A 16778-nucleotide genomic window follows, 5' to 3' on the forward strand; every position below is an offset into this window, starting at 1 on the left:
TATAACAATGAAATAAGGAGTATATAGTCAAATGCGGAGAAGAAGATCCTATGGAAGAACAAATAAAAAAGAAATTAGTCATAAAAAATTTCGTTGCACCCATTCCGAACATGAACTACCAATGAGCTATGGAAGTGATGCTCCTATTTATTATTACGATGTTCCTGAAAATGAAAGACAACAACGTTTTGAAATAAACTCTGATATTTGCATCATGGATAAAGAATATTACTTCATTCAAGGCTGTATAGAAATTCCTATCATTAATAGTAGCGAATTATTCATTTGGAATGTGTGGGTGTCTTTAAGCAAAGAAAGCTTCAACAAAACAATGGAATTATGGGAAACAGAAGAAAGAAAAACAGAAGATCCTTACTTCGGCTGGCTTTCTACATCCATCCCAGGTTATCCTGATACAGTAAACTTAAAAACACATGTTCATACAAGAGACATCGGAATCAGACCTTTTATTGAATTAGAACCGAATGATCATCCTTTAGCAGTTGAACAGAGAGAAGGAATTACTTTAGAACGAGTTGCAGAAATGAAAGAAATTGTGGCTCAAAATAATCATGAATCTGATATAAACTCTAATGATGAGATGTATTAAATATCGAGGTGAATTTCATGAATCGAGAACAAGCTATTCAAATACTTAAGAAATACTCCCCTATGCCTGATGATAAAGATTTAACCGAAGAAATGATAGATGAGTATGCGAGTGCAATTACATATTTTGAGGACAAGCCCCATCCTAGTTGCATAGAACCTATTATGATGACCTTCAATGTCGATGATTGTTATGGTGTATACGAACATGCAACATGTATATTGCGTGAGTTTAGTAATGATGAGGTAGTTCCACATTTAATTAAAGCTATACAAGATAATCATGAAGGTAGAAGATACTGGGGAACAGATTTAGCTAAATTTTTTCCGGATGTAAGATTAATAGATTCTTTACTAACCTGTGTTGACGATTCAAACTGTGAAATTCGCGGATATGCAGTTTATGCCTTAAGTAAAATTGGTGATAAATCCGTCTTACCTCTATTACATAACAAACTATTAAGTGAACACGATGAAGAAGTTTGTGAGGAATTAAAGCAAGCCATCACCAAATTAGAAAGACTTAAATAACCTATCGTAACAAGGATTACAAGAATGAAAAGCACCTCAAATTTTTGAAGGGACTTTTCATTTTTTCGATAGTATACATTTGTAATCGATTATATCGTGTAGATAGGATTACCCCCCACCTACTCATTGGGCTGCGCCCTTCACATTCCTTGAGATGGGAGTGTTCTTACCTATTTCAGATAAAAAATAGAGAGTTCTCAAAAATACGAATAATAACTAATTTAAATATATGTAATTTTGCATATATAAATACATAGAAGTAAAATGTTTGTATACTACTTAATAAGATCTTTATTACACTGTTAAAAGGAGAAATAGAAATGAAGAAATCAGTCGTTACATTACTAGCAACTGGCATGGTTTTAGGTGCCCCGTTCTCAAATGCCTTTGCAGAAGAACAAGTATCACAGCAAGAAGCTTTGGACAAAATGGAAGTCGTTCAAAAAACGTGGAATGATGAACAAGGAAATCCATCTTTCCTTTCAGGGGAATTATCTGATAAAAAAGTAGAATCAGAAAAAGCAGTGAAGACGTTCCTTGAAGAAAATAAAGAATTATTTAAAATCAACCCACAAACTGACTTAACATTGAAAGAAGTAAAGTCAGATGATTTAGGCATGAAACATTATGTGTACAATCAATCTATTAATAAAATACCAGTTGATGGTGCAAAATTCATTGTTCATACAAATCGTGATGGCAAAGTAACAACAGTCAACGGAGACGTACATCCAGCTGCGGCAGAGCAATTAAAAGAAAAGACAAAAGCAAAGATTTCAAAAGAAACAGCTCTTTCAAATGCATGGAAGCATATTAATCTAGCGAAAAAAGATACATTTGTAGAAACAGCGGACGCTCCGTTAGAACAAATGAAAGAAAATGCAAAATCTACAAATGAAACTTCAGATTTAGTTGTTTATGAAAAAGACGGAAATTATTACTTAACTTATAAAGTACAATTACAGTTCATTAAACCTTATGGAGCGAACTGGCAAATCTATGTAAACGCAGAAGATGGAACTATTGTAGATTCATATAATGCAGTTACAGATGCAGATACTCCGCAAAAAGGCTATGGCCACGGAGTATTAGGCGATCGAAAAAATCTTAATACAACTTACAGCAGCCAATACGGAAAATACTATTTAAAAGATACAACAAAACCGATGAATGGCGGCGTCATTGAGACATTTACAGTGAACCACAGCGAAGCAGATAATCCAAAGAATTACTTTCTATTCGATAACGATAATGCTTGGATAGATAAGGACCAAGCTCCTGCGGTTGATGCTCATGCTTATGCAGGAAAAGTATATGACTATTATAAAAATGTTCATAACCGCAACAGTTTTGATGGAAAAGGTGCAACAATTCGCTCTGCAATCAATTATGGAACAGACTACAATAATGCATTTTGGAATGGTCAACAAATGATTTATGGAGATGGCGATGGTGTTGAATTTGCACCGCTATCAGGCGCGCTTGATGTCGTTGCACATGAATTAACACATGCTGTGACTGAATATTCAGCTGATCTTCGATACGTAAATCAATCTGGGGCACTAAATGAATCTTTTTCTGATGTATTTGGATATTTTGTTGATCCAACTAATTGGGATATAGGAGAAGCAGTATATACACCAGGCGTTAAAGGAGATGCACTCCGCAGCTTATCAAACCCTGAAAAATATGATCAACCCGCTCACATGAGAGACTATCAATATTTACCGGCAACAGAAGAGGGCGATAATGGCGGCGTACATACTAATAGCGGTATTCCCAATAAAGCTGCTTATTTAACAATCAATGCTATCGGTAAAGAGAAAGCAGAAAAAATCTACTACCGTGCCTTAACAACTTATATGACACCAACAAGTGATTTCAGTAAAGCACGTGCTGCTTTATTGCAATCTGCTGCTGATTACTACGGTGTTAACAGTGCAACATATAAAGCTGTAGAAAAAGCTTGGAATGACGTAGGCGTAAAATAATAGTTTCATTGAGTAAAAATGTAAAAGGACACACTTGCTAGGGGTATTTGGCTAAGGGTGTCCTTTTTTCGCTATCATGAAAGAGAATTCGTGTATCCTTAGGACTCTCTCTCCTTTTCAACACACTAACAACAAATCCTCTTAATTATTTTCGCTTTCCACCTCAAAAGCATGAAAGTGTGAGACACCCATTTTATATAGATGCAAATTGAAAAACTAACATAAAAACCCTTTTCTTTTTCGGTTGGCGAGAGCAACTGGCCATGCATAGAGGCGGTCAAGGCCTTTTCCTGCCACGTGCAAAGTTTAAAACAAAGATAGACAGCAAGCAGCGGCCATGTTTTGTTCTGCATAGCAGCGACTTAGATGTTAAAAAGTCAATTTGTATTTATATAGATGGAAGATGAATTTTATTAAGCGTGAACCTAAGTTAATTGGTATAATATAGTAATATTAACGGAAGAAGGAGACCACTGAGATAAATAGGGCTTACAAAATTCATATTTATTCAAATAAGTATTACGAGTAAAAGTTATTTGTTGCAGCTACGTTGCGCCCAATTGTTTCCTTCATATTTTGAATGATATATATAAGGGAATAGATTCGCTATTCTTATTATACAAACCGTTCCATTCAAAGAAAGGGATGAAGATATGAACACTGGTGAACGTATTCGACAAATACGTATACATAAAAAATTCACACAAGGAGAACTAGTATCCGGTATCTGTTCGATAACTTATTTAAGTAGGATTGAAAATGGACAAATTAAACCTTCAGCTTCTTTTTTGGAAAAGGTCGCTAAAAAACTAGATGTTGATTACAATTTTCTTGTCGATGCAGATTATGAGGATATAGAGCCTAAGCTTCTTGAAATATGTAATAAGTATAAAAATGATGTGCTTATAAGCAACAAAGACTTAGCTTCTTTCTAGTTTTATGCCTAAAAGAAAAAAAGAGCGCAACGTAGTAAGATATACGGCTGGAGCCGCTATACTTTTAATATTGCTATCCTTTATATATCAATGGAAAAACGGTTTAGAGGTTGATACTACTGAAAACTTCAGTCTAGCAATAATTGTTGCCATTTTCCTTTCTAGTTTTATTCCTGAAAGAACAAGAGATAGTAAATAATACAATAAGCACTTGAGATCTATTTCTCAAGTGCTTATTGCTGTAAATATAAATCTACTACTCTACAAACGTCCCCAAATTACACAGACTTAAATAACTCCAGATTCTCTAACTTATTATGTGTACTTAATAATTAGCCACGGATACCACAAAACTTCCTCTGCTTCAATTTCCCCCTGATCAATTAAATGTATAATTTCCTGAGCATCCTTATAATTGTCTATAAGAGAAAGAGAATTTAATTGTTTACCAAACCTATTAAAATCGACCTGCAATCCATTACAAATAAAAGAATAAAAAGAATTATTAGAGTAGCCACATATATCAACGCCTAATACCACCTTTTCCTTAATTTGAAAAGGAATCGAATCTTTCAATAAATCATATATAGACACATCAAAATCATTTTCTTGTGCCTCATTTAATAGAAAATCTTTTTGATACTCTTCCGGAAGACTTAAACCAACAATGTCTAGATTTCCCATACCTTTTAAATAACATTCTTTAAAGTACCTTGCATCTTCTAAACATTTAAAAACATTTGGCCAGGAAAACTTTTTTTCTTGTATTAAAGTCTCCAAAAATAATTCCGCTTTTAAGTGTTCCTCTCTACTTATCTTCAACCTTGAATTTAGCAAAATTGAGATGGCATTATTTCCATCTTTATTACACCATGAGAAAAACCAATAATCTGGAAATGTAGGGCGTACGAAATTACTTATTGATACAATGGTATTAGGTAGTCCTTGAAGCGTAAGACCTTTATAAATAAGCTCACTTTCACGTGAAATGATTATATACCCGGCATTATAGTAATTCATTTAAGTACTTCTCCTTTCGAAATAGAAGAGCGAACTAAAGAATGAGCTAAATTAAACTTTTTGTATCTAAAATATTAATTCAAACCCAGTTACACAAAAATAGCTTTCATGAATCCTATCTTCCTTTATTTACTCAAGAGACGACTCATAGTCATATACAATACAAAATAATATTGTATATATTATTACAGCAACATATTGCAACATAATCGGAATGTCTTTCAAAAAAAATGTCAGCAAGTTAGTAAACGTTCCAATAACGAGAAATACAAGTAATATTAAAATTAAACCAGCAGACATTAAAAACCTTTGTTTTAAACAAGAAAAAACAACTCCTAGAGCTACACATAATAAAATTACTCGTATTGGATACCTTACACTTATAGAAATCATTTCCTCAAAAAAATTTAAATTTATCACTGATACATATTTTAACATTTTATTCACCGATTTCGTTTTCTCGAATTTTTAGTACTTTTACCGTAGTTTTTATAGGCTTTTTTACACCCTTTATTTTAATAATTTTTCTATATACTTAACGTGTTTCAAACCAATATACTACAATGTAAACTAAGATAAAGGATCCTCCAAATATCAACAAACGAAATAAGATGGGGATAAAAGATAATGATGTGAAGTACAGTAAATATAGAATTATAAAAGGAATAAAAAATAAAAATAATATATATGTTTTATTTTTAACTATTGTTAGTATGAAACCGCCACTACAGATAACTCCTATTATAATCCCATATATCCAAATTATTGTTTCATCGCTATCTATCATTTAATCACCTTTTCCCATAAGATTTCCATCCTTTCCGAAAACCTTTGTAAAATACATAAGCATCCGGTGCCCAACCAATCGGTCCTAATAAAGTTTTCCTTTTTTATATTTTAAATTTGCACTTTGCTGAACTAGCCATTACGTATCCTACATCACTTTTATATGAATTAATTACCCCTTTGACACCAGATTTCACTGCATATCTAAATCTTTTATTTTGACTCCATTTCATTTTGTACTCACTCACCTGATACCATTTTTCCCAATGCCCATCTAGCTCCACAGACAAGAACACGCCATGAGTTGGATTGTAATATCTAGCAATTAAATAATACATCCCAATCTCTTTATCATACATGTATCCCGCATATCCAAATGGATTCTCTGCTGCGATGCCTTTTGCTTCACTCTTTAGGACATTGCCCCATGCATCGTATTCATAGTTCGCTATCACTTGCCCGTTTTCGTCTGTCATCGCGATGACGTCACCGCGTGGGGTGTAGTGGTAGTATACTGTTTCTTATGATGTTTTTATTTTATCTTGCTAATACGTTCATTCGGGACACTTTCTTTAAATTAAAGAGGAAGGACCTTTATTCTAAACTCCTCCCTCTTTGCCAGTTTCAATATTAATACATCTTTTACTTGTTCATAATAAAAATCTCATTATTCCCTAAACAAACACTATATTCACACACTAATTCAACTATAATTTCAAACTTTTTTTAATTCCCACAACCCACACGGATTATAAAAAACGTCATCTCGTTCATAACGATAATCCTTACAATGAGCCAACTTATATACAGGAGATGTTTGCGTAAAGCTAATTGTCTCTCCATCTTTTAATTTAGGATTTTCAACTAAATTATATAAATTAAAGTCATTTAATAAATCAGCTGCTTCTTCTACATCTATATGAGCGGATGTCACAACATCCGGAAGACCAAATGATTGCATACCACATGAATAATAGCCATTCTCATCTCCAACTAACGTCACAAAATGCGAATAAATAGGGAAATATTCTTTGTTATCTGCAACTTCTTTCCATTCTTCTTTAGAATAAGCTACGCCAGTGGTTTCAATTTTCACAGCTATTCCCCCTGCATTAAGGAGCCCCATTCCAACATCAATAACTTCTTTCACAGTATGAATATCCCTTACTTTAGCAATAACATATACTGTATATGTGTGGTTGCTTATCTTACCAAGGATATCCTCACCAAAACGTTCACCACCTGCATATAAAAATGCTTCTGCAAGAGACGGATCATGTTCGTAAATATCTACCTCGAAGCCAATATCTCTCTTGGCATTATGTATAATGTTACCTGCTAGAAGATACCCTCTACTTTTTCTTACTACTTCTTGCACGAATTGAGTTCGATTCTCCCATAAACCCGGTATTCCAATTATAATTTGAGATTCTAGCATTTTTTCAACTCCTTCAAGGCTTTCTTACAAGCTAAATTAAGATTTCACGTATCTGCTGTATAAAACGTGTACAAAAATACTTTTTATAAAATAAACACCTTTAATTTGTTATTCAAAAATTAAAGGTGTTTATTGTTCAGACTGATTTCCTTATATTTCTATCCCCAAAATCCCGCGCCATTCTTGTGCATTTTTTCCTTCTGGATTAATAGTACCATTTTGAGATTCTATAAAAGGTAACAGACTCCATCCGTCACCACCTACAAAACCTATTTTAGACCATTTATTCATAAAATCTATAAAGTTTTCTCCTAAAATAAAACCATGTGTTTCTCCATCATCGTGACTTAAATATATAACAGGAGGATCTAATTTGTCTTGCTCTAAATCAAAAGCAAGTAAATCTCCATTTCCTACATCAAAAAATGCTAACTTATTGTGCCATATTATATCATATGGATGCGAAGGGTCATTAAAAATTTCTGCAACCAATTCTCTTCTAAGATTCTCACATTTTAAAGTATGATCCACTCCTAAAATACCACAGCTCCCTAATAAATCTTCAAATTTTTCAGGTAACGTAATTTCGTCTGGTAGATACCATCTCCACTCCATATGGGAAGAAAACTCCAACAATGTTTTTCTATAACTAAATGGTATTACAATTTCAAGTTCTTCTTCAACCTTTTCTATCGCATGTAATGCTGCAGGCTCTTTTATTGTTAAGACAGCAACTTCTCCACCAATTATCTCAACTTGGCTCAAAACTTCTTTCATACGCGTAACCCATTGCTTATAACACATAGAATAAACATATCCTCCTTGTTTTATCGTTTCCTATTTCCAGAAATCTTAGTTTTGGTATTAGATCTTACTCCTAATTTATAAAAATATTTATCGGTTTTTCTTATTAGTCTACGAGCTCTTTTTTCTGAGACACCGGCTCTCCTTAATGATTTATATGCTATTCTTCTCTCGGACGCATATGTGCCTCAACCTTTCTGCCTTTGGACTGCAAATGTTTTTCTATGAGCCTTTTCAGATAATGATACTGCTGGAGCTTTACTATTTAAGATGAATTACTTTGTCGTTAAGCGTAAGTTTTCTTGCTTCAACTAATAAAATAGAGTCCCAAATTTCCATTATAATATTTACACCTGTGGAATATTGACTACTCCATTCTTTCTCATTTTGCAAATTAAATTTAACTTCACTTAACTTTGGATCTTGATAATAAATTGTCGTCAATTCTAAAAAATCTATTTTTTCTCTATCATAAAATTCAAACCTAAGATTTTCATCATCTTTAACATAATAAAATGACGAAACATCTATAAATCCTATTTTAACATCCTTTATAACTCCATTATCAATTACTTGTAATATGAATTGAATACTATCATTTAACAAATCTATATGAGTATCTAAAATTTTAGCACCCCATAAGCCATCTAATATTGATTGTATATCGATACCGTTCATGTAGTTTCTCTTCCTTTCTTAGACCAAGTTTTGCATATGATATATATGTATCTCGCATATCGGAATGATTAATTGCTATTTAAGTAAAAGTCATTGTAACAAATAGGCCCATCCCTCACTACACACGGGATGAGCTCTTAAGTTGATATAAATTATTTTTGTTGACTAAAAATAAAGATTTAACAAATACCATTTTTAAAATTAATAATTTTCAATAACTTTAATTAGTAACTTTCGAGTTTTTTCATGTATCTTTAACTGATAATGTAACTCTAAATATCGTTCGCTCTTTTCCCTCAAAAAGTTATACTCAGGATACATTTGAAAAAAATCATTAAACAATAGTTGCCTTTGATAACTTGGTATCTTTTTAAAACTCAGAGCATAACTTAAACTCCCGCTAATCAATGAGCAATATTCATAAAAATCTTCAACAAAACAATCTTTCTTATAACTATATTCAATTTGTTCTAATTCCTCAAAAGGGTATGGAACTTCTAATTGTACCTCCATATTTTTAAGGTTTTGAAATAATTCTTCATTAATTTTAACCATTTAGCAAGTTTCACCCCATAACGTATCGCAACTTTTGCAACTACTATAACACCTACAATTGCTACTGGGATTAAAAATTGAGTCCAATACCATTCAGGTCTGGAAGAACATACCATGAGTAGGATTGTAATATCTCGCAACTAAATAATACATCCCCATCTCTTTATCATACATATATCCCGCATAGCCAAATGGATTCTCTGCGGCAATGCCTTTTGCGTCACTCTTTAGGACATTGCCCCATACATCGTATTCATAGTTTGGCTACCACTTGTCCGTTTGGCCTTGGGACTTCATCGCAAGGCGGATGCCGTCTACTGAATACACATATTGACGAAAGACGTTTCCATCTGTTTCATATAATGGGTTGATGCTGTCGCCGTCGTAGTGATAACGTGTTGTTTTTCCGCTATCGGTTACTTTCCTATTTTGATTTGAGGCGTTATATTCATAGTTTGTTGTGTTGTTGTAAGAATCATGACTAATTGTTGTACCTTTTAGTTTATGATATTTTGGTTGATACGACCATTTTACGCTGCCGATACGGTTGCCTTCGTCATATGCTTTTTCACGTGTGATTCCGTTTATATGATCAGCGACTTTCGAAGCATGTTTGAGGATATTTTATTTTTAATAGTAGAAAAAGAAGAACCTGTACATAGCAGGTCCTTCCTTAAAAAGAATCCATTAAATATGCACTTTGATTCTCTATTCAAAATTCTGTCGTAATTAAAGGCCGTGTCACATCGGTTTGTTTGTTAATTATACAGTCAATTTCAAATCTATAGGTATTTTCCTACCAGTACGGTTCAATTTCACTTTAAAAACTTGATCTTGAATATAAAAAGTTACTTGATTTAAAGAAGTTTGTTCTATAAAGAAATCTTCTAACATTATATATTCTCTATTGATATACACAGATCCTTCAAGGATAGCCAGTTGATGAATCGATTGATCTATGGCAATGTTTAAAATACACGGATAAGACGTAATCTGACTACCTATCCTTAGATCCGCTTTTATAAATATTTCTGCCATATCTATCATAAATATCTTATCTATATGAGAAGGTTTAACCCATGTTTCATCCTGAATCATTAAATTTTCGTTTTCTAAATCCCATTCCCATACGGGAGAAACAGAGAAATCCTCAAGACACAGCTCCTCTATGGGCTTTGCAGTAGTTGAATGCTCGGTTGATTCATCTGGATTGATGACTATCTTTGGGATCAAATTTTTAAAATACAGGTTCTCTTCGATATTATCTGCTTCCTTAATAACAGGATATAAAAACCACTTACTGAAAATTATTTGATTATCATGAGATTTTAGTTCTAAATCCATTTCCACGGAGAAATCCCTTATTGATAAGTAATTAATTTGAATATTTCCGTTAAGGATTTCAAATTTCTCTCCCTCAATATAAATACTAGAATCTTCAAAATTATATCTTTGATAATAATAACTTTGCTCACCATGATTAAAATCTGGATATGTATTTAAATACATATCTAAAAAATCATCCTCTTCTAAAGTTTTGTGTATAGGGCATAAAATTTTAAATTCTAATTTACGTGATTTAGATTCTAACTTTATAAATTTTCCATATACTATACACTGCACTATAGGAATTAAAAGTTTCTTATTTTCTATAATAAGCTCAGAAGGCCTTCGTTTTAACATTTTTATCATACTCCTTATTAATTATCTATTATTTAAAATATCCATGCTTATTTGAATAGTGAACCCCTTTTCTAAAGGCATGCATGTATTGCGGATACTTTGTATCATAAAATTTATAAGTCTTTTTTAAGATTTTTCTATAAGCCTTAGGATTAGTATTTTTTAAATTTTTATAATACTTCGTACTGTGTTTTCTACTTGATTGCGCAAATGTCCTCATTTCTTTATGAGGCTGCTTATACACGTTAGTTGGAATTTTTACCAATGGTTGCTTGGAATGTCCACCTAAGTATTTAGGAAAAGCGTGATGCCCATGATACTTTACTTTTTTGGCTATTGCGCCTCCAATTTTAGCACCATACTTAAACCTACCACCGCCAACTGCCCCTAGTGCCGCTTTCTTGGCAACACCTCTCCAATTGGCTCCGGATTTATATGCGCCGTATCCATCATAAACTGCAAAACCTGCATTAACCACTAGCCCAAAAGCATGGCCATCTGGATCTACAGACATGACAGGATTATTCCCCGCATACGGATCCACTGACAAGAACACCCCATGAGTTGGATTATAATATCTCGCTATCAGATAATACATCCCAATCTCTTTATCATACATATATCCCGCATAGCCAAATGGATTCTCTGCAGCAATGCCTTTTGCGTCACTCTTTAATACATTGCCCCATGCATCGTATTCATAGTTTGCGACCACTTGTCCATTTTCATCTGTCATCGCGATGACGTCACCGCTTGGGTTGTAGTGGTAGTACGCCGTTTGACCTTGAGATTTCATCGCAAGGCGGATGCCGATTTGAGTTAGATATAAAAACGAGATACTCCCATTCTTTCGTTTTGGGGGTATCTCGTTTTCAGTAACTTAATGACGACGTTTCCGTGGCCTATAACACTTAATCTCTAGATGCTTCGTAGTCAAATACAACACAACATAAGATGGTGAAAATCACCAAACCAATATACTGCACTATAAGAGGAACGTTTATTAAAGTGTTTGCTAATACGTTTGTAAACATCCCCAAAGTGAGTAATCCACTTTGAATCCCCATGACCAATGCAGATAACCAGCATTTCTCCTTTATACAATAAAAAATAAACCCTAATCCAAAAAGCATTACAATTATTCTTACTGGGTACCTCAAAATTACAGAGAATACATTATCCATAAAATCAAAATTCAACATAGTTATCATCTAGTTTTCTTTTGATTATTTTTCTTACCGTAGTCTTTATATGCTTTTCTATCCCCATTATGTACACCTCTTCCCAAAATAATGGCATCTTCAACTAACACAGTCACCCTAACACTTTAACTAAAGACTTCCTAGCAGCTTTTGTTACATATTTTTCTTATAAAAATGCTAAAAACTACTCACCAACAAAAGCAAAAAGATAAAAAACGGAATGTACAAAGAATTTCGTTACTATAAATCTACTACTATGCAAACGTCCCCCAACCGTCTACATAGCCGCCTAATCCTTTACTTAATCCATTTAGGTCATTTTGGATTTCTACTATATCTTCATAATTTAACAGCATTTCCTTAGAACAAATACATGTCCATTCTTCAAATTCTTCTTCATATTTGTAATTCACAAGTTAATCCTAGTTTTTTTACTTCTGAAAGTACTTTTTCTCCACACTCTTGATTAGGAACTGCAATAAAAAAATCCACTTCATGCAGCTGACTAAAATTAACTCCTTTTTTATATAACATCTTTAATACTTGTCCATCTTCATCTTTGGGAAATTTCATTTTATTCCTTCCTCATATATATAAATCCAACTTGACTTTCCAACACACTAATCGCTTCCATGACAGGCAAAAAGTAACCTGCTACTTTAACATCGCATTTGGCAGAAACAGGCACTGACCGCTTCTACTCATGGCCAGACGCTCTCGCCCCTCTAAAAAGAAACGGGTTTTATGTCAGGTTTTTAATTTGGATTTATATATTATTAAAATGTTTGTTTTTATGTGAATAATGTCTCTTATCTGTAAAACTAACAAATTCTATACCTTCACAAAAACTAATATCACCATCTATAATGTTACTTTCCACAAAAGAAAAATGCTTTAAATGATTCAATGCTTGTATAAAATTTATAGTCGGTATATCTCCGCAATTAAAAAGGTTTAAAACCTCTAGAGATTTCAAATATTTAATTTCATAAAAGTCTTTAATCTTTTTACACGCTTCAATTTCTAAATAACGTAAATCACCATTTGTATATTTGAAGTGCTCTATAGTCGTTAATGTACGTAAATAGTTTAATTTCAAAGTCTTTAAACTCTCTAAATTCTCCACACCACTAATAGAGTTTATTTTAGATTGTGTAAGGTTTAATGTCTCTAACTTCCGTAAGTTTTTCAATTCATTCAAATCCCTGTTCTTGGAACTATATTTCCATAAAGAAAGGGATTTCAAATTAGAAAGCTCCTGTAAACCCGTTACCTTTTTATCACAATACATAGACAAACACTCTAATCCAGTAAGTCTATTTAATTCTAAAACATAATTAGAATCCATTAACGATAAAGTTTTAAGATTCTTTAAACTATATACACTAGAAACATCTTTCAAATAGACACTATCTAGAGACAAGTGGGTAATATTTTTACATTTCACCAAAAAATTTATATCTTCAAGACCATAATACATATCACTTATTTGTAATCGAGTAATATTGAATGTATTGATATAATCTATACATTCTGTTAATTTTCTTTCGGAAACTAACAATACTTCACCATCTATATCTTTTCTAATGAAGAAACCATTTATATTTTCATACACCATCCCTCATTCTTTTAGAAACCATCAGATATTGCCCTTCATATCTATAATCGTTACCGTACCCCATATAGAAGTGAATACCCCACGCTTGTAGAAATATAATTTTAAACCTGTTCTAACTTCCATAAACCACATGGGTTATAAAAAGGATCATCTTGTTCATATCGATAATCGTTACATTGAGATAATTTATAAACTGGGGAATTTTGTGTAAAGCTAATAGTATCTCCATCTTTCAATTTAGGTTTCTCAACTAGATAGTATAAATTGAAATCATTTAATAAATCTGCAGCTTCTTCCAAACTGATACTCGAATGTACCATAGCATCCGGTAATGCAAATATTTGCATGCCACATGAATAATAGCCTTTTTCATCTCCAATTAAATTTACGACATGCGAATATACAGGAAATAATTCTTTATTATTCGCGAGCTGTTTCCATTCCTCTTTAGAATAAGCTAAACCCACTGTTTCAATTTTTAGTGCGATCCCACCGGCATTTAATAGCGCCATTCCTACATCAATTACTTCTTTTATACTCTGCATATCTGATACTTTAGCAGTCACGTACACTGTATGAGTATGCTCTTCTAACCTGCTAAGTAGCTCTTGATTAAAACGACCACCACCGGCATATAAAAAAGCTTCTCCTAAAGAATAATCATGATTATAAACATCAATTTCAAACCCAATATTTTTCTCCATATGATGAATGATATTACCTGCTAAAATATATCCCTTACTTTTACTAACAACCTCTTGTACTAATTCTGTCCTACTTTTCCATAAACCAGGTATTCCTATTATGATTTGCGGCTCTGTCATTATTAACATCCCTTCATAATTTAAAATCAATAAAACCTTTCTAGGTAATCAATAAAATTATTTAATTCATAATGGCGTATCTTTTGCTTACCAGTCTCTTTAAAAGCTTCTATTACTCGAATAACCTCTTCAATATTAGGTGAATTTTCAATTACAATTGGTTCATCTGGATACCCTAAACCTATGTCTTCTTGTTGGCTTAAAGAATTCATTGCCCCTATTGAATTTACAACAATCACCATATGTCGTTTTTCTAAATGAAGCCACTCTATCATTTCTTCCCACTTTGGCTTTGAGTAAGCAAATAAATAATCCCATCCTTCATACGGTAGTTTTGCATATTCTTTCATCCATTGGATGACATCATTTGAACGAAAATATTTCAAATGATTATTTGCTTCCACTCCATCCAAATTTTCTGTTTGCACATATTCCAAAACAAGAGAAAAACCAATATGGTACGGCAAACACTTTGCGCTTAAATATGAGCGCATTTCAGGGAAAATATTTGTATGCTTCTCCCATAAAGATTGAACCCACTCTTGGCAGTCTTCTTTCATGACTTCCCCGATTATGAAACATAATAACCTTTGATCCTTAAAAAGATTGGTTTTAAATACTCTTTGCAAAAGAAATTCCAACAGCACTTTTTTATCCCATGCACATAACAATTGTAATTCTTGATTTCGTAGTTCACAGGTATGAAGAACATAAGAAATAACTTCCTCTAGCTTGTCACTGTCTCGAAGATATTGCATTACTTGAATTTCTTCAAAATACTTTTGCCATCTAATACCCAACTCACTTGATGATTGTATTCCTTCTTTTCCTATCAATTCTTCTATTTGCGTATAATCAGCTCCAATCAAAGCAAGCCTTGTATTTTCTTCTATAAACTCTTTAAAGTTTTTTGCTAATAAAATTTCTTTTGATTCATCCTCATACCAATATGTAACGGACTCATTTCCCTCCATATTAATCGCTATATAATCACCGACAGAATTATAATAAACAATTAATTGCTTTGGTGCCCCATAATTATCTATTTTTACTTCACAATCATCCAGATTCCATGCCATTTCACCTAAATATATATTTTCAAACCCTTTTGTGGGCACTATATTATCTGGAAGCACCCATCCTACTTCTACTCGTTTTGAAAAATTTTTAAATACATCTTTTAGAGATTCTGGAAAGATTGCCCCTAACTCACTTTCTTTCGCCCTAACCTCTTCTTCCGTTGCAATAGGTTCAAATTCCAAATAAGTTTCTCCTTGAATACTTTTAACTTTATTTATAATTCCCCTCCATTGCTCCAATACCTCATTATATTGCATTCTCTCAGCTTCCTTTCTTTCACTAATAAATTTTTTTCATAAAAACTGACTGTATTATCTCATAATAATACAGTCAGTTAAAATTACTTATCTTCTATCACCGGGTATTCTTGTTTTAGTTCTTCCCTTTACTCCAATTCCAGAAAAGTATCTATCCGATCTTGCTATCATCTTTCTAGTAGCCTTTTCTGATACACCAGATCTTCTTAACGCTTTATAAGCAATTCTTCGCTCTGCGGCAATGCCTTTTGCGTCACTCTTTAAAACATTGCCCCATGCATCATATTCATAGTTTGCTACCACTTGTCCATTTTCGTCTGTCATCGCGATGACGTCACCGCGTGGGTTGTAGTGGTAGTATACCGTTTGGCCTTGGGATTTCATCGCAAGACGGATACCGTCTATTGAATATACATATTGGCGAAAGTCGATATAATAAAGGAGTGCCTCAAATAATCGACACTCCCTTCACTCACAATAATAGTTATTTTAAATCGGTATATCCAATACAATTAGTAGAATTAATACGATTCCTCCTAAGAGGGCTGGAATACCAATCACAAGAGAAAAGAATAGTCCAGAAAGAGGGTTCATTATACACATATCAATAATAAAGTACAAACCTACTTTCCATTTGTCCGCTATTGTTTTTTCTTGTTTGACTTCCTGTATAGCCCAATATATTGGGATAGCAGTAAAAAAAATCCCTACTGTCAGTAATCCTAATATTAGTGCGTACATGCACTTCACTCCAAACTATAGCAAAA

At 33.0% G+C, this 16778-nt stretch carries 14 protein-coding genes and 6 pseudogenes; 5 read left to right on the forward strand and 15 right to left on the reverse strand.

The window, feature by feature from the left end; genetic code table 11:
* Positions 1-31: 31 nt before the first annotated feature.
* The 5 genes and pseudogenes from H280_RS0104390 to H280_RS26305 all read left to right on the forward strand — a co-directional run bounded on the left by H280_RS0104390 (position 32) and on the right by H280_RS26305 (position 4265).
* On the forward strand, positions 32-610 hold the full coding sequence (locus H280_RS0104390; RefSeq protein ID WP_020059902.1) for a DUF2199 domain-containing protein: 579 nt from the start codon (positions 32-34) through the stop codon (positions 608-610).
* Positions 611-627: 17 nt separating this feature from the next.
* Complete coding sequence (locus H280_RS0104395) at positions 628-1140, forward strand: HEAT repeat domain-containing protein (protein WP_020059903.1); 513 nt, start codon at positions 628-630, stop codon at positions 1138-1140.
* A 320-nt stretch (positions 1141-1460) separates the two neighbouring features.
* Positions 1461-3131, forward strand: a complete 1671-nt coding sequence (locus tag H280_RS0104400; protein ID WP_020059904.1) for a M4 family metallopeptidase — start codon at positions 1461-1463, stop codon at positions 3129-3131.
* Between the two features lie 653 nt (positions 3132-3784).
* Positions 3785-4060, forward strand: a pseudogene (locus H280_RS0104405) (helix-turn-helix domain-containing protein); the annotation flags it as partial.
* 10 nt (positions 4061-4070) lie between these two features.
* A complete protein-coding gene (locus H280_RS26305; RefSeq protein WP_081625589.1) occupies positions 4071-4265 on the forward strand; it encodes a hypothetical protein in 195 nt (64 codons plus the stop codon).
* A 116-nt stretch (positions 4266-4381) separates the two neighbouring features.
* Here H280_RS26305 and H280_RS0104410 read toward each other — a convergent pair whose 3' ends face one another.
* The 15 genes and pseudogenes from H280_RS0104410 to H280_RS0104485 form a co-directional block, all read right to left on the reverse strand.
* Positions 4382-5086, reverse strand: a complete 705-nt coding sequence (locus tag H280_RS0104410) for a hypothetical protein (protein ID WP_020059906.1) — start codon at positions 5084-5086, stop codon at positions 4382-4384.
* 1058 nt (positions 5087-6144) lie between these two features.
* Positions 6145-6393: pseudogene (locus tag H280_RS26915) on the reverse strand (RHS repeat domain-containing protein); the annotation flags it as partial.
* A 194-nt stretch (positions 6394-6587) separates the two neighbouring features.
* On the reverse strand, positions 6588-7310 hold the full coding sequence (locus H280_RS0104425; RefSeq protein ID WP_020059909.1) for a DUF4261 domain-containing protein: 723 nt from the start codon (positions 7308-7310) through the stop codon (positions 6588-6590).
* A 150-nt stretch (positions 7311-7460) separates the two neighbouring features.
* Positions 7461-8087: an SMI1/KNR4 family protein gene (locus H280_RS0104430; protein ID WP_196810699.1), complete on the reverse strand. Its 627-nt coding sequence runs from the start codon at positions 8085-8087 to the stop codon at positions 7461-7463.
* 288 nt (positions 8088-8375) lie between these two features.
* On the reverse strand, positions 8376-8792 hold the full coding sequence (locus tag H280_RS0104435; RefSeq protein WP_020059911.1) for a YxiG family protein: 417 nt from the start codon (positions 8790-8792) through the stop codon (positions 8376-8378).
* A 201-nt stretch (positions 8793-8993) separates the two neighbouring features.
* Positions 8994-9347 carry a YxiJ family protein gene (locus tag H280_RS0104440; RefSeq protein ID WP_020059912.1) on the reverse strand — a complete coding sequence of 118 codons (354 nt, stop codon included), beginning with the start codon at positions 9345-9347 and terminating at the stop codon, positions 8994-8996.
* A 105-nt stretch (positions 9348-9452) separates the two neighbouring features.
* Positions 9453-9749: pseudogene (locus H280_RS26920) on the reverse strand (RHS repeat-associated core domain-containing protein); the annotation flags it as partial.
* A gap of 360 nt (positions 9750-10109) precedes the next feature.
* Positions 10110-11030, reverse strand: coding sequence for a hypothetical protein (locus H280_RS0104445; protein ID WP_020059913.1), 921 nt, complete (start codon positions 11028-11030; stop codon positions 10110-10112).
* 28 nt (positions 11031-11058) lie between these two features.
* Positions 11059-11862 (reverse strand): annotated as a pseudogene (locus tag H280_RS24705) (RHS repeat domain-containing protein); the annotation flags it as partial.
* A gap of 624 nt (positions 11863-12486) precedes the next feature.
* Positions 12487-12805 (reverse strand): annotated as a pseudogene (locus tag H280_RS23020) (ribonuclease E inhibitor RraB).
* Positions 12806-12998: 193 nt separating this feature from the next.
* Entirely contained in the window at positions 12999-13850 is an 852-nt protein-coding gene (locus H280_RS0104465) for a hypothetical protein (protein ID WP_020059915.1), read from the reverse strand.
* A gap of 101 nt (positions 13851-13951) precedes the next feature.
* The gene (locus H280_RS0104470; RefSeq protein WP_020059916.1) at positions 13952-14674 is read right to left on the reverse strand and encodes a DUF4261 domain-containing protein; all 723 of its coding nucleotides are present in this window, start codon (positions 14672-14674) and stop codon (positions 13952-13954) included.
* A 26-nt stretch (positions 14675-14700) separates the two neighbouring features.
* Positions 14701-16011, reverse strand: a complete 1311-nt coding sequence (locus H280_RS0104475; RefSeq protein WP_020059917.1) for an SMI1/KNR4 family protein — start codon at positions 16009-16011, stop codon at positions 14701-14703.
* Between the two features lie 216 nt (positions 16012-16227).
* A pseudogene (locus H280_RS26925) lies at positions 16228-16434 on the reverse strand (RHS repeat-associated core domain-containing protein); the annotation flags it as partial.
* Between the two features lie 66 nt (positions 16435-16500).
* The gene (locus tag H280_RS0104485) at positions 16501-16752 is read right to left on the reverse strand and encodes a hypothetical protein (RefSeq protein WP_020059919.1); all 252 of its coding nucleotides are present in this window, start codon (positions 16750-16752) and stop codon (positions 16501-16503) included.
* Positions 16753-16778 lie beyond the last annotated feature (26 nt).

This window comes from Bacillus sp. 123MFChir2, from assembly GCF_000383235.1.
In the GTDB taxonomy this organism is placed as follows: Bacteria; Bacillota; Bacilli; order Bacillales; family Bacillaceae_G; genus Bacillus_A.